At 69.6% G+C, this 14,979-nt stretch carries 10 protein-coding genes; 6 read left to right on the forward strand and 4 right to left on the reverse strand.

All coding sequences use genetic code 11. The features are described 5' to 3' along the window. The first annotated feature begins 285 nt into the window (after positions 1-285). Together LLH23_17485 and LLH23_17490 are read left to right on the forward strand one after the other, a co-directional pair. A complete protein-coding gene (locus LLH23_17485) occupies positions 286-1,335 on the forward strand; it encodes a Gfo/Idh/MocA family oxidoreductase (GenBank protein MCE5240259.1) in 1,050 nt (349 codons plus the stop codon). Positions 1,336-1,363: 28 nt separating this feature from the next. Next, a complete protein-coding gene (locus LLH23_17490; GenBank protein ID MCE5240260.1) occupies positions 1,364-2,452 on the forward strand; it encodes a Gfo/Idh/MocA family oxidoreductase in 1,089 nt (362 codons plus the stop codon). Between the two features lie 133 nt (positions 2,453-2,585). Here LLH23_17490 and rph read toward each other — a convergent pair whose 3' ends face one another. The 4 genes from rph to LLH23_17510 form a co-directional block, all read right to left on the reverse strand. Next, positions 2,586-3,314, reverse strand: a complete 729-nt coding sequence (gene rph / locus LLH23_17495; protein MCE5240261.1) for a ribonuclease PH — start codon at positions 3,312-3,314, stop codon at positions 2,586-2,588. A 90-nt stretch (positions 3,315-3,404) separates the two neighbouring features. Next, a complete protein-coding gene (locus tag LLH23_17500; GenBank protein ID MCE5240262.1) occupies positions 3,405-5,066 on the reverse strand; it encodes an N-acetylmuramoyl-L-alanine amidase family protein in 1,662 nt (553 codons plus the stop codon). A gap of 73 nt (positions 5,067-5,139) precedes the next feature. After that, complete coding sequence (locus LLH23_17505; GenBank protein ID MCE5240263.1) at positions 5,140-7,239, reverse strand: hypothetical protein; 2,100 nt, start codon at positions 7,237-7,239, stop codon at positions 5,140-5,142. 202 nt (positions 7,240-7,441) lie between these two features. Continuing rightward, positions 7,442-9,937, reverse strand: a complete 2,496-nt coding sequence (locus LLH23_17510; GenBank protein MCE5240264.1) for an AAA family ATPase — start codon at positions 9,935-9,937, stop codon at positions 7,442-7,444. Between the two features lie 175 nt (positions 9,938-10,112). Between LLH23_17510 and LLH23_17515 the strand changes: the two genes are divergently transcribed. The 4 genes from LLH23_17515 (at position 10,113) to LLH23_17530 (ending at position 14,845) form a co-directional block, all read left to right on the forward strand. Continuing rightward, on the forward strand, positions 10,113-10,877 hold the full coding sequence (locus LLH23_17515) for an amidohydrolase (GenBank protein ID MCE5240265.1): 765 nt from the start codon (positions 10,113-10,115) through the stop codon (positions 10,875-10,877). 77 nt (positions 10,878-10,954) lie between these two features. Continuing rightward, the gene (locus LLH23_17520; GenBank protein ID MCE5240266.1) at positions 10,955-11,749 is read left to right on the forward strand and encodes an amidohydrolase family protein; all 795 of its coding nucleotides are present in this window, start codon (positions 10,955-10,957) and stop codon (positions 11,747-11,749) included. A 95-nt stretch (positions 11,750-11,844) separates the two neighbouring features. Beyond that, entirely contained in the window at positions 11,845-13,230 is a 1,386-nt protein-coding gene (locus LLH23_17525; protein ID MCE5240267.1) for a hypothetical protein, read from the forward strand. Between the two features lie 178 nt (positions 13,231-13,408). Next, positions 13,409-14,845, forward strand: coding sequence for a sulfatase-like hydrolase/transferase (locus LLH23_17530; GenBank protein MCE5240268.1), 1,437 nt, complete (start codon positions 13,409-13,411; stop codon positions 14,843-14,845). Positions 14,846-14,979: the final 134 nt, after the last annotated feature.

The following is a 14,979-nucleotide window of genomic DNA, read 5'->3' on the forward strand; positions in this document are numbered from 1 at the left end:
GCGGGATGGCGGGATGGCGGGATGGCGGGATGGCGGGATGGCGGGATGGCGGGATGGCGGGATGGCGGGATGGCGGGATGGCGGGATGGCGGGATGGCGGGATGGCGGGATGGCGGGATGGCGGGATGGCGGGATGAGGGGATGAGGGGATGAGGGGACGAGGGGACGAGGAGGGCGTGGGAGCGGTCACCGACCGCGACCGGATGGCGAGATGGCCGCGTGGGCGCGCGTGTCCCCACGCGCGCAAGGGCGACGGAACGCCACCGCACACGGAGATGCCTACCCATGGTCAGGTACAAGGCGGTCATCATCGGCGCGGGGCGCATGGCGGGGACGATTGACGACGAGGTCGTGGAGTACGCGGCCTCCAGCCTCCCCTACTCCCACGCGGCTGGCTACATGAAGGTCCCGGAGATCGAGCTGGTCGCCTTCGCCGACCTTGACCGGACGAAAGTCGAGCGCCTCCAGCAGCGCTATGGCGTGCCGCGGGGCTATACGGACTACCGCGAGATGATCGAGCGCGAGCGGCCCGACATCGTCAGCATCACCACTCCCGCCACCCACCACTGCGAGGCCGTGCTCTTCGCGGCGGAACATGGCGCCCGCGCCATCTACTGCGAGAAGGCCCTGTGCTGCTCGCTCGCCGAGGCCGACCAGATGGTCGCCGCCGTGGAGAGCCACGGCATCAAGTTCAACACCGGCACGCTCCGCCGCTGGGCCGTGGGGATGGAGTCCGTGCGGGAGATGATCGAGCGCGGCGACCTCGGGCACCTGCAGGCGGTCATCACCTACGCCGTCGGCGGGATGCTGCATTCGGCCAGCCACTTCTTCGACCTGATGCTGTACCTGGCCGGCGACCCCGGCCTGGACTGGGCGCAGGGCACGGTACCCAACACGGACTTCGACCCGCACGCCGACCGGTGGCATGAGGACCTCTCGGGTCTGGGCCAGGTGCGCTTCAGCAATGGCGTGATGTGCCATTTGCTGAACACCGGCCTGTGGGCGGAGTTCGCCGCCATCGGCAGCGAGGGCGCCGTGACCATCATGAACAACGGCGTGGACTTCGCGCTCCGCCGCCGCCAGAACGTCTGCGACGGCCGCTACATCACCTACCAGCCGGCCCCGTTCCCCCAGTTCGAGCGCACCAGCCCCACGGTGCGACTGATCCGCGACCTGCTGCAGGCGTTGGAGACCGATGGCGAGACACGCCAGGGCATCCGCCGCGCGGTGAACACCGCCGAGATCGCCTTCGGGATCATCGAGTCCCACCGCCAGGGCGGGGCACGCGTGCCGCTGCCGCTGGCGCGGCGGGACTTCTGGATGCACTCGCACTGACATCGCTTCCCCCTCGGAGGGCAACGCCTTGCCACAGTACCGCGTCGGCCTCATCGGCACCGGCCGCATCGGCAGCGAGTTCGAGGACCGCTTCGGCGAGCACCCGGTCAGCATCGCCGGGGCCTTCAGCGCCCTCCCCGAGTGTGCACTGGTCGCCGGATGCAACCGCGGACGCGAGCGCCTGGAGCGCTTCGGGAAGCGCTGGGGCGTCACGGCGCTCTACCACGACTTCCGCGAGATGCTCGCCCGCGAGTGCCTCGACATCGTCGCGATCGCCACGCCGCCCGGCCTCCACCGCGAGCAGGTGATCGCCGCCGCCGAAGCCGGGGCGAAGGGCATCTTTTGCGAAAAGCCCATGGCGCTGTCTCTGGGCGAGTGTGACGACATGATCGCGGCCTGTGCGCAGCACGACTGCCGCCTGCTCGTGAACTGCTCGCGCCGCTGGTCGGGGCTCTTCGAGGCGGTGCGGCGGGATGCCGAAGCTGGGCGCTGGGGGCGCCTGCTGCACCTCGTCGGATACTGCCAGGGCTGCAAGCCGCTCCCCGACTGGGAAGCGGAGCACGAGGGGCCGATGCTGCACGACGCGGTCCACATGTACGACATCATGCGCTTCTTCGCCGGCGACGTGCGGTGGGTCCTGGGCACCGCGGAGCGGCGCTACCGGCAGGACCTGCGCGTCGAGGACACGGCGCTCGGCCTGCTCCAGTTCGTCTCCGGCGTGCAGGGCGTCACGATCGTGGATGAACTCACGGAGCACTCGCACTTCCGCCTCGAGCTGCACTTCGAGCGCGGGCTGGTGACGCTCGGCGGCGAGCAGCGCGCGCAGCAGGCCGTGCGGTCGGAGGATGTGGCCGAGGACTGGTGGTGGCGGCTGGCGGAGGATACGCTCCCGTCGCCTGCCTGGGAGGGCACGCCGGTCCTGAACGCGGCGCAGGACCTCGTCGCCTGCCTGCAGACCGGACAGATGCCGCGCTGCACCGGCGCTGACGGCCGGGCGGCGCTCGAAGTCATCATGGGGTTCTACGAGTCGGAGCGCCGGGGCCACGAGCAGGTCCACTTCCCCCTGGACGAGCCGCGCCCGATGCTGGAGGTGATGAAGGAGGAGGGGCGGTACTGAGGGAGTGGCAAGTGGCTCGGGTTCACTTGCGCGAGTTCGCGCCGAAATAGGCGGTGGGTGTCGCGTCGTGTGCGACGGGCCCCACCGCCGGTCGCGGGGCCTGCGCGGCTCTGGCGAGCCGTGCTCCCAACGACTAGAACGGCCCGATCCCGGCCAGCGCCTCGCGCTGCTTCTCGAACAGGATCGCCAGACCCGACTTCCCCAGCTCGATCATCGCCAGAAGCTGCTCGATGCTGTACGGCGCGCCCTCGGCCGAGGCCTGCACGTCAATGGCCCGCCCGCCCGAGGTCATGATCAGGTTCATGTCCGTCCCCGCGCGCGAGTCCTCCTCGTAGCTCAAGTCCAGCAGCACTTCGCCCGACACGATGCCCAGTGAGATCGCGGCCACCTGCTCGGACATCGGCCAGCGCTTGAGGAGCTTGTTCTCCTGCAGGGCATGGAGGGCCTCGGCCAGGGCCACGAAGGCGCCGGTGATTGAGGCGGTGCGGGTGCCGCCGTCGGCCTGCAGCACATCGCAGTCGAGCGTGATCGTGCGCTGGCCGAGCTGCTTGAGGTCAATGGCCGCGCGCAGGCTGCGCCCGATGAGCCGCTGGATCTCCACGGTGCGCCCGCCGAGGTGCCCCTGCTGCGCCTCGCGTTGCGTCCGCTCCTTGGTCGCGCGCGGCAACATCCCATACTCCGCCGTCACCCACCCCTGGTCGCCATCCATCAGCCACCGCGGCACGCGCTCCTCCACGCTGGCGGTGCAGTGCACCTTCGTCTGGCCCATCAGGATCATGCACGAACCCTCGGCGTAGCGGTTGATGCCCCGCTTGATCGTGCACTTGCGCAGTTCGTTGTTCTCACGGCCATCGCCACGGATCACGGTCGTCTCCCTGTAGGGCGGGGGCTCGTCCCCCGCCGAATGTCCCCGGTTCATGGGGCGGGGTACGAGCCCCCGCCCTACAGCCGCCTACCCGCTCGGCTCGACCAGCGTCGCCGGCGGCACGGACTTCGTCCCCTCCAGGTAGCGCCGGAGGCCCTCGCAGACGCCGTCTGCCATCTGCTGGCGGAACTGCGGCTGAGCCAGCAGCTTCTCCTCGGACCGGTTGTCTATGAACAGCGTCTCAATGAGGATCGCCGTCATGTTCGTCTCGCGGGTGACGCAGAAGTTCTCGCAGTGCACCCCATAGTCGCGGCTAGCCAGCTTCGGGACGAGGGTGTCCTGCATCACGATCGCCAGTCCCTTGCTGCGGGCGCGGTGGTAGTACGTCCCGGTCCCTGAGCCCCGCCAGCCAGAGCCGGTGGCGTTGCAGTGGATGCTGACGAACAGGTCAGCCGGCAGCTCATTGGCCATGCGGGGGCGGGCGTACAGGTCCACGAAGAAGTCGGCGTCGCGGGTCAGGAAGGGCCGCGCGCCCATCGTGGCGAGCCCCACCACGGTGCGCTTCGCCATGTCCAGATTGACATCCTTCTCCAGCAGGAAGCTGCCGCGCGCGCCGGAGTCCTTGCCCCCGTGTCCGGGGTCCACCACGATCCGCTTGCCGGCCAGGCGGTCGCGCGCGAAGACGATCTGCAGGCGGTCCGGGTCGGTCAGCGCCCGGACTGTGAAGGGCACCAACTCGTCCATGTACAGCACGACGCGGCCCGGATCGAGCAGCCGGAACTGCTGCACGAAGGGCAGCTTCTCAGCGGCGGGCATGAGGGCCTCGGTGGCCTCGGCGCCCGACAGGTCCAGCAGCACCCGGTAGGGCTCGCGCAGTACATCGTACACCGGGGGCAACGGGTCGGAGACGAAGGCGGTGACCGTCAGCGTGTCCGGCTCGTGCGAGGCCGCCAGCAGCTTGAGCAGCTTCGGACGCAGGCGCTGCACGAGCGGCTCTTTGCCTGTCACGTCGCCCACGACCAGGCGGCCGCCACAGTCGTCCTCACGGGGCTGCAGCTTGACCGTCGGCGCCCCCTCGCGCAGGTCGAGCACGACGCGCGCGATCGGCGGCTTGTCGGTGTACTGCGCCGCCCGCACCCGCAGCAACCCCGCCAGATTCACATAGTTCGTTCCCGGCTGCCCGGCCACGTACAGGCCCGCCAGGTCCACGAAGCTGCGCCGCGGGCTGCTCATCTGATCGAGTTGGGGCGAGACCGGGACGGAGGTGACGAAGCTGACGCCGGCGCCGCGCTCAGCGGCGTGTGTCGCCACGCGCAGCAGCTTGCCGTAGATCGTGGCCCGCTGCGTCTTCGGCTCCCACTGCAGGACGCCGTCCAGCGCCTCCGCCAGCGGCTTGACCGGGCCGATCAGCTTGCCGTCCGAGAGCGTGGCCACGGGGCTAAGCGCGACGGGCTCCCCCTCGATGGTCAGCGGCTGGCCTGGCTGCACCTGCAGCCGTTTGCCCGCCGCGCCCACGATGACGAGCAGGTTCTCGTCGCCATACCAGGTCACGCGCGCCCCCATGGCCCGCGCGATCTGCCCCCACGGGCCGATGAGCGCGCCGTCCTGCACGACGGGGGCGGGGTCGAGGTCCAGCTTCGTCCGAACGACGCAGACTTGTGGCGGGGGCGGCACCGCGGCAGGCGGCGCCTGGGCCCACCCCAGCGTCAGGAGGTTGAGGGCCACGAGGGAGTGCAGCGCAAGCTTCATCGTGCGTGCATTATAGACCGAAGCCCGGCCGACGCCAAGCGTGGGACAGGGACCCGCCCCGAGTCGCCGGGCACTATCCGGCCGCGGCGAGCGCGGCCTCCAACTCGCCCACGGCGCGGGCCTCCAGCGCCGCCATCTCCTCTACCAGCCGCGCCAGCGTCTCGCGTCCGGCCGGGCTCGTCATCGCCGCCTGGCTCGTGTCGGCCGTCGCCAGGCACCGCAGGCTCTGCCGGTACAACTCCGCCGCGGCCAGCAGGTGAGTGGCTCTCGCGCCGGGGTGTCGGGCCGCCATCTGCTCCAGGTACACCGGCGCGCTATGGCGGTTCAGACCCAGATGCAGCACCATGTTGCTGTGCCACCGCGCCTGTCCCAGATGGGCGAGGTCACGCAGCGCGGCCGCCCACAGTGCATAGGCCTTCTGTCCGGTCACGTATCCCCCCGGCATGGCCACGTGGTCTCGTCCTAGCGCCACCGCGTGCCGCAGGGCTTCCAGGTCGGCCTCTTTGCGGTCTAGCTGCGGGACTGGCTCGCCCACGGCCACGAACTCCCAGGCCGGGCCGGGCAGGCGCTCCGGCGTCGTCTTCGGGGTGCACGGGCAGAAGCCGAGCAGTGGCTGAGGGTCCTGGTCGGTAGCCGTCACGACCTTCCAGAAGTCGTGGTTGACCAGCACAGGCCGACCTGCCGCGAGGGTGTGGGCCACGCGTACCTGCGCGATGACGTCCTCGTTCTTGGCCAGGTTCGGCTGCCAGGACGCCAGGCCATCCCACGCCTCGAGGCGGCGGCCGACCACCTGGCTTACGAAGGGCAGATAGGCCCGGCTGCAGGCCGGCTCCAACGGCCACCACCCCACGTCCACCGCGCCGTCGTAGTGCGCCGCCTGGTCGCTCGCCTGCGTGATGAACGCCAGGCCGAGGTCCCCCATGAGGGTGTCATAGTCGGCAGCCACGCCCTCCCGCGCCAGGAGCACCTGCAGGCCGCGCCCGCACCCATTCCCGTCGCCCTGCCCCGGCGGGATGTCGCTCAGGCTCACCGTCTTCGGGGCGGTCGCGGCGAGGGCCGCCGCCATCTCCTCAGCGGCCTGCGCCAACGCCGTGCGCGCCGGTCGGAGTACCTCCGCCACATGCGCCTGCTGCTTGCCCAGATCGCCGATGAAGGCGGCATACGCCTCGCCGCCATCGCCCCTGACAGCCGGGCGCAGCAGCGCCGCAATGCGCTCATAGCACCCGGCGGCAGCAGCCAGGTGCCCCTGCGCACCGGAGGTCGCCCCCGCTGCCAGGCGGCGCAGGTACCGGGCCGCCACTTGCGCGCCCTCCAGCATCGGCCGCGCGGTGTCGTGGGCACAGCTTGCGCTCTGCTCTTTGCAGTCGGCGCAGAACGGCACCTGGCCCATGCGCTCGATCCAGCGGTCCACCGCCGCCAGACCATACACCGTCCGCGCGCCCGGGTGGTAGGGCGTGGCATTGCCGTGGATCCGCGACACGGCCCGGCAGAGTACCTCGAAGTCTGCTTGCTCGGGGCTGAGCGCCGGCGCCCCGAGGCTGAGCGCGAGCATGTCGTCCACACCGTCCAGCGGGTTGTCGCGGAACCCGTTGAGGCCTGCGCCCAGGATCGTCCCGTCATCGGCGGCGCTGACGATGACTCCCCACCAGCACCAGGGCATGAACCCATGCGGCCCGCGCACCGGCCACTCCCTGCCTGTCAGCACAACCTCCCCGCGCGCTTGTGCCTCACGGATCAGCGGCACGGCCGGCTTGCGCCAGTAGTCCCGCATCCATGCCTCGCGGGCGGGCCCTGCGGGGGGCATCGGCGGCGCGGCGGCGCGACCGGGGGTCGCGAGGCGCCGGAACTGCAGCCCCAGCCGGCGGGCGACCAGGTCCACCGAGACGTCGCGACCGGTCGCCGTCATCCACCAGGAGGTGCAGCTCTCGCCCGGGTCGACGCAGGGCGCAAAGGCATTACCGGAGAGCACGTAGAGGGTCTCGTAGTCCAGGTCGCGCCCCAGCAGGCGGGCTGCCGCCTGGACGGCCAGCGAAAAGTGGTCCTGGACATGGCCGTTACCGCGCAGCGTGAGTTGGCTGTAGTCGAGGGGGGCGGCAAGGGCGCCGGCGGCGCAGGCCAGCAGCAGCGCGGCAACAGAGCCGAGGAAAGCCGGGGGCATCTCAGGATGGGTCATCGCGATGCACCTCCCAATGCACGGCGAATGAGGGCGGCCTGGCGTTCAGGCTATCAAACATCTGTTCGACTGTCAAGCGGCATTTTGGCGCGAAGAGCCTGGGCTACTGCTGGACGGCCCTGCGGTGGCAGGGGGCCAAACGTCACGGGCAGGCGAGATCGCCTGCCCGTTCATGTGCCATGCCCACTGCTGCGACAGGATGCTAGCGACTGCGCCGCTTCTTCTCTGGCTTGGGCTTGCCCTCGCTTAGCGGCTTGGTGGGCTCGTCGTTCTCTTCGTCTTCGTTCTCGCGCTCGCGGCGGTGTTCCTCGCGGAGGGCCTCGGCGATCTGCCGCAGGCGCTGTTGCGCGCGCCCGTAGATGGTGTCCTCCGGGTAGTCGCCGCTCTTGTTGGCCTTGCCGGCGGGGATGCCCGTGAGGATCTCAATGCCCTCCTCGATCGTGCGGACCGACCAGATGTGGAACTGCCCGTCCGCCACCGCATCTACGACTTCCTGCTGGAGCATCAGGTGCCGCACATTGCTCGCCGGGATGATGACCCCCTGGTCCCCGGTCAGGCCCAGGAGCTTGCAGGTCTTGAAGAAGCCCTCGATCTTGCGCGACACGCCGCCGATGGGCTGCACCTCGCCCATCTGGTTCACCGAGCCGGTGACGGCGATCCCCTGCTTGACCGGGGCGTCGGCGAGGCTGGAGAGCAGGCAGTACAGCTCCGTCGAGGAGGCGGAGTCACCCTCCAACTCGGAGTAGAGCTGCTCGAAGGACAGCGTGGCCGAGAGCTGGATCTGCTCGTTGCGGCCGAAGCGGTCGCCCAGGAAGCCAGAGAGGGTGAGCATCCCCTTGTCGTGGATGCGCCCGGTGAGCTTGGCCTCGCGGTCAATCTGGATGACGCCGGTGCGGCCGGTGAAGGTGCGGCAGGTCAGGCGCCCCGGCCGGCCGATCATGTAGTCACCCAACTGCATGATGGACAGGCCGTTGATCTGCCCGGCCACCTCCCCGGCCACCTCCACCATGAGCGTCCCTTCCTGGATCATGTCGAAGATCAGCTCTTCGATCCGGTTGGAGCGCCAGACTTTCTGTTCCAGGGCGTGCTCGACATCCTGGGCCTGGACCCTCTTGCGCCCGCTCTTCTGCGCCCAGAACGAACCCTCCCGCACCAGGTCGGCGATGTCCAGCAGGCGCACCGTCAGCTTCTGCTGGTCGCCGGCCAGCTCCGCCCCCTGCTCGATGACCCGGGCGACCGCCGAGCGCTCGAAGGGCAGTAGCCCGTCGCGCCGGGCGACATGGGCGATGAACTGCGCGTACTGCTGTAGCGCGTCGTCATCCCGCGCGATCTCGGTGCTGAAGTCGGCTTGCACCTTGAACAGTTTGCCGAAGTCCTCGTCGTGCTCGTAGAGCAGGTAGTAGATGAACGGGTTGCCGATCAGGATGACCTTGATGTCCAGGGGGATCGGCTGCGGCTCCAGGGTCAGCGTGGAGATGAACCGGTACTGGTCGGACAGGGACTCGATCTTGACTTCCTTGTTCTTCAGCGCGCGCTTGAGGGCTTCCCAGGCGAAGGGCCGCAGCAGCACCTGCAGGGCCTCCACGATGAGGAAGCCGCCGTTGGCACGGTGCAACGCGCCGGCAGTGATGAGGCTGAAGTCGGTGACCAGGGCGCCCATCTGCGCCTGGTGCTCGATCTCGCCGGTGAGCTTGTCGAGCGTCGGGTTGGCTTCATCTATGATGGGAGCGCCGTTCTCGGGGTCGTTGCTGACCAGGACATTGACCTCGTAGCGCTCCAGGGGGTTCTTCTGCTGCATGCCCATCATCAGCTGGGGCGGCAGGCCCGGGGGCACACCCTCGTCGTCGTCGCGCCGTAGCATGCTGATGTTCTCGATCAGGTCGGCCTCCATACGCTGCAGATGCTCAAGCACACCGGCCACGGCGGCGTACTTGCCGCGCAGCTCCTCGAACATCGGCTCCACGGCCTCGCGGGCGACCTCCTGGTCGAGTTGGCGCACATGCTCGCGCGTCTCCTTTTCATCCCGCTGCCCCCGCCGCATGATCTCGCCCAGCTTCTGCTGCAGCTCCTCGCGCTTGGCGTCAAGCTGCTGGCGCTCTTCGTCCTTCAGGTCGCCGTACTGCTGTGGCGTCATCACCTCGCCCTCGACGGCCGGAGCGACGATCAGCCCGGCGGGAGAGCGCCCCAGGGCGAAGCCCGCCTCCTGGGCCTCCTGCTCGAAGGCCTGCAACTCGGTGTTGCGCTCCTGGCGGAACTCCTTGATGATGGCGTCCCGCTTGTCGTTGTACTCGTCGCTCTCGAAGACATTGCCCAGCATCTGGCGCATGTCGGTGAGCATGCGCGCGACATCGTCGCGGAAGGTCGGGCCCATACCGGCGGGCAGACGCAACGCGCGGGGCTGATGGGCGTCCTCGAAGTTGTAGACGTAGCACCAGTCGTCCGGGGCAGGCATGTCCTTCGCGCGGCGCTCGAGTTCGGTGCGCGCGGTGGAGTTCCGCCCGGTGCCGCTGGTGCCGGTGATGAAGACGTTGTAGCCTTCACTGCGGATGTCGGCGCCGAAATCCAGGGCTGCGACCGCGCGCTCCTGTCCGATGGGGCCGGGGACGCCCTCCAGGCCGTCCGTGTCCTTGAACTGGAAATGCTTCAGCGGGCAGCGCCATCGCAAGTCCTTCGGCTTCAGTTCCCGTATTCTCGCCAAGACGTTTCACTCCCGGTCCGCAGATGCTGGCGCCAGTCCGAGTCGCTGTGCAGCTAGTGATAGATTGTCCGGGGGCCACGCGGATTCCTCCCTGTCCGGGGGCCGCGGCAGGATTCCTGCCCCACGCGCCCGAACTGACGGCACAGCACGCTCGGCTGAGGAAGGGTGTTTGTCCATGGAGTTCTTCGACTGCAACTGCGCCTACGGGGTGCCGATGAAGCCGCCGCTGGCCCCGGCGCTGACCCCGGACGCGATCATCGCCGAGATGGACCTGTGCGGTATCGGGCGTGCGCTGGTGCGCAACCTCGCCGTCTCGGACCAGACGCCCGAGGTGGGCAATCCGCTCACCTCGCACGACCTCGCCGGCCAGGATCGCCTGACCCCTACGTGGGCTATCCTCCCGCCGCAGACAGAGGAACTCGGGACGGTCGAGGAGTTCCTGCGCCACATGGACGAAGCCGGCGTGCGGTCCCTGTGGGCCTTCCCCGCCGACCACCGTTACCTGCTGAACACCACGACCTTCGGGGAGCTATTCGACGAGATGGTCGCCCGTGAGATCCCACTCTTCCTGCCCCGCCAGCAGACCAGTGGCGGCCTGGACGCCTACGCCACGGCGGACGCGGTGCTGCGGGACTTCCCGAACCTGCATCTCATCATCGTGGGCCAGGGCCCGTGGGGCGAGGACCGCCTCTTCCGCCCGCTCATGGCGCGCTTCCCGAACTTCGGGGTGGACACCTCACGCTACGAGCTGGACGGCGGGATAGCGGAGGTCGTGAAGAAGTACGGCCCGCACCGTCTCTACTTCGGCACGAACTTCCCGCACACCCCGATGGGCGGCCCCATGCTGACGCTGCTGCACGCGGAGATCACGGACGAGGAGCGGGAATGGGTGGCGGGAGGGAACCTGAGGAGGCTGCTGGGGCTGCAGCCGTTGTCGTAGGAGCGCCGGCTTCCAGCCGGCAGCTGTTGGGTCGTGACGCCCGACCATAGGCTCGGACCACACACAGGATGACAACCATGAACCCACTCACCCAATCATTCCTCACCGCCGGCCGTTCGCCTGACTGCCCGGTCATCAACACCCACGCCCACTTCGGGCCGTACAAGGCCATCTACTTCCCCCGCTGCGCCCCTGAGCGCGTGATCGAGATGATGGATGGCGCCGGGATACGCTGGCTCATCGCGGCGGCGCATGAGGCCCTGGTGGATACCCAACTGGGCAACCGCAACTATGCCGCCATCATCGCGCGCTATCCCGACCGGCTGAAGGGCTACTGGGCCATCAACCCGCTGTACCCCGACCGCGTGCGGCAGGAAGTGGCTGAGTTCGAGCAGTGCGACGGCTTCGTGGGCTTCAAGTTCCTGTCCGACTACTACCAGTACCCGATCACCGGCGACCACTACAAGCCCGCGCTGGAGTATGCCGAGGCGCACGGGCTGCCTATCCTGCTGCACACCTGGGGTGGCAGCAGCTTCGACGGGCCGGGGCTGTGGCGGCAGGTGGCCGAGGCCTACCCGCACGTCACCTTCCTGATGGGCCACTCGGGCTACGGCGAATGGCAACTGGCCTGTGAGATCGCCCGCGACTACCCGAACGTGGTTCTGGAACTGACCGCCGCCTATGCGGTGCGCGGGGTGCTTCGGCTCATGGTGGACATCGCCGGCAGCGAGAAGATCACCTTCGGCGACGACCATCCCTGGTTCGACCCGCGCTATGGCATCGGCTGCGTGCTGTTCTCGGGCTTGACCGAGGACGACTGCCGCAACATCCTGTACCGCAACGCCCAGCGCATCTTCGGCCTGGGGGCCTAGGGCGTCGCTCGTCTGCTGAGACGGTCGGCCGTGCATCCCATGGAGAAGCGGGAGCCGACTGGTGGGCGAGGCCGCTTCTCGCGGAGTTGAGCGCCATGCCGCGACCCGCACGCACCTGCAGACTGCCCGGCTTGCTCCTCCTGTCGCTCCTCGCCGGGGCGCTGACTGCCCCCACAGCGGCACAGGTCACCGCTGTCACCGCCGGCGCGGTGGACCTGACAGCGCCCCGTGACTCCACGCGGGACGCCGTGCTCGCCTATGGCCTGGGCTTTCCCTTCCAGGTCGCACCCGGCCGGGCGGCGGTCTTTGGCAATGTGCGCGTTGAGGGGGTGGACATGTGGGACTACGAGAACGGCACCGATGCCATCCTGTTCGACGACCTCGCCACGATCCACGCCGACGGGGCCGTCACGCTTTCGCGCAACGAGCGCGAGCAGGGCCCCGACGGCAAGGCGCGCCTGGTGCTCAAGTTCCCGATGATCGGCGGCTTCGTCCCGCTGGGGGCGAAGCGGGCAGACGGCACGCCCCACCCCCATGCCGGCACGGGCTTCGGCCTCTGCCAGGCCATCTCGTTCCCCATCAACGACAAGGGGCACTTCAGTTGGAGCGACAAGTTCGTCCATCGCTGCGAGGTGCACCAGTTCACCTACGACGGCCGGCGCTTCGGGTCGGTACGCTCCGCATCGGGTCTGGAGCAGCCCTACCCCATGGCCGGGGCGTGGCGGATCAGCGCGCCCGGGATCACCAACGCCATCCCCGACGGGGATGACCTGCTCCTGGCCGTGTCCGCCAGCAGCGACACCGGACAGGCCGCCGGTGTGTCCCGCTGGCAGCGCGTGGGGGCCACATGGCAGTTTGCCGCGTTCTCGCCCGTGACGCCGTCGGGCATGGGCTGGGCCGAGCCGTCGCTGGTGCGGGACCGCGACGGGGCGCTGCTGTTCAGCGCGCGGGGCTCGGGCAACGAGCGGCTGGCCCAGGTTCAGGTCTGGCGCCAGCAGGGCGACGGCCCGCAGTGGCGCCTGGTGGTCAGCACCCCCGATGTCCGCGTCTGGCACAAGCAGCAGGAGGGCCCCGAGTGGGGCTCCGTGCTCTGCCTCCCCAACGCTCACAGCCCCGGCCCCATCTCGATTGGCTGCGCCGCCGATGGCACGCCCTACATCGCCGCCAACCAACCCGGCAGCGGGCGGCAGACGCTATGCCTGTGGCCGCTGAACGCCGCGCGCATGGATCTGGACAAGCCGCTGGTCGCCCGCCCCGCCCGCGAGGCCTTCGGTCCGGCTCCCGGCGGCGGGGTCTGGCTGGTGGATCACCCGTCGGGGGCGGTGCTGCGGCTGGCAGACGGCCGCTGGCACGGCGTGGTGGCCTACCGGGTCCTGGCCAGCGGCGAGCACAAGGGCGCCGCTCCGGCTCCCCAGACAGGCTGCTACGTCGAGGAGGTCACCTCGTCAGGGCCGGTCGTGGCGCCCTGGCGCTTCGAGTGACGCCCTGGTCCGCCTTGTGGTCTGCGGATCGCGCGCAGTTCCCAGTAGCGCGGGCGGCCTCGCCCGCGCACCGTGAGGTCAGGCAGGCGAGGCCGCCTGCCTTACTGGGTCCTGTGAGCTCGCCTGCCCTGTCAGGCAACAAGCGGCCCGGGGAGAGGACATCCACGAAGGAGACACCATGCCCAAGAACCTCGTCCTGATCATCACCGACACCTTCCGGTACGACAACCTGGGCGCCCGCGCGCCACGGCCGGTGCGCACGCCCGAACTCGACCGCTTCGCCGCCGACCGCGCCACGGCCATTGAGGGCTTCTACACGGGGAGCTTCCCCACCATCCCCCACCGCGCGGATGTCGCCACCGGCGTCCTGGGGTGGCCGCACTACGGCTGGCAGCCCATTGATGTCAGCGGCCCCAACCACATCGCGGCGCTGCTGCGGCCGCACGGGTACGCCACCCAGCTCATCTGCGACTGCCCGCACCTGTTCAACGCCCGCTTCCAGCACGCCTTCGACGCCGCGTTCCAGCACCGCGGCCAGGAGGCCGACCGCCCTCTGCTGCGCCTCAATGACCCGATCCCCACGGTCGTGTCCCGCGACAAGACCCGCCTGCGCCCGGACTTCCGCGGGCACACGCTGGTGGACATACACCGCTGGGTGAACCGCTACCCGGAAGGCGAGGCCGACACCTTCCCCGCCAAGACCGGCAGCACGGCGATGCGGTGGCTGGAAGAGAACTCGGAGGCGGGGCCGTTCTTCCTGTGGGTGGACTTCTTCGACCCGCACGAGCCCTGGGACGTCCCTGAGTACCTCGTGCGCCGCTATGACCCGGACTACGCCGGCCCGCCGATGCTGCACCCCAACTACGGTCCGGCGTCTGCCTACACCGAGGCCGAGCTGCACAACCTGTGGGCCCACTACGCCGCCGAGGCGGAGCTGGTGGACCGCTGGGTCGGGCGGGTGCTGCAGAAGCTCGACGACCTGCAGCTCTGGGACGACACCATCGTGGCCGTGACCAGCGACCACGGCATGTCCCTGGGTGAGCACCAGCGCACCGGCAAGTCCAACATCAACGACGCCGATGAGCGCTACTGGCCCATCTACCCCGAGATCGGGCACGTGCCGTTCCTGCTGGCCGGGGGCGACGTGCCGCGCGGGCAGAGCCTCGACCTGTTCGCCCAGCCGGTGGATATCATCCCCACGCTCAGCGAACTGGCCGGCATCGCCATCGAGGCCCCCAGGCCGCTCGAAGGGCGCTCGTTCGCCGGGGCCGTGCGGACGGGCCGGGCCAACCACCGCGACGCCGCCATCAGCGGCTGCTTCCTGCAGGCGCCCGCGGGTGCTCCGCCCCGCAAGGCCCCGACCCCCTTTGTGACCACGCAGCAGTGGGGCTACGCGCCGGTGGGGGCCACCGGTCACCCGGAGCTATACGACCTGTCCGCTGACCCGCTGGCCGGCGAGGACCTCGCCGCCGACCACCCGGACGTCTGCGCCGAGATGCACGCCCTGTTGCTGGACCACCTCGCGGCTCACAACGCCTCGGAGGCGTGCCTGGACCTCTGGCGCAGCGCCTCGGGCGAGGGTGGCCCGGGCAAGTGGGCGCTGGACTACACCTAGCACTGAGTTGCATAGGTTCGCGCATTGGCGGAGAAAGGTCGTGGGTGTCGCGTCGTGTGCGACGGGCCCCACGACCAGCGGTGGGGCCGCCGCTCGGAGACCGCTGCGCGTCCTCGCCGCGACACCCACCGCCC

It is taken from the genome of bacterium (assembly GCA_021372615.1).
GTDB lineage: Bacteria > Armatimonadota > Zipacnadia > Zipacnadales > UBA11051 > JAJFUB01.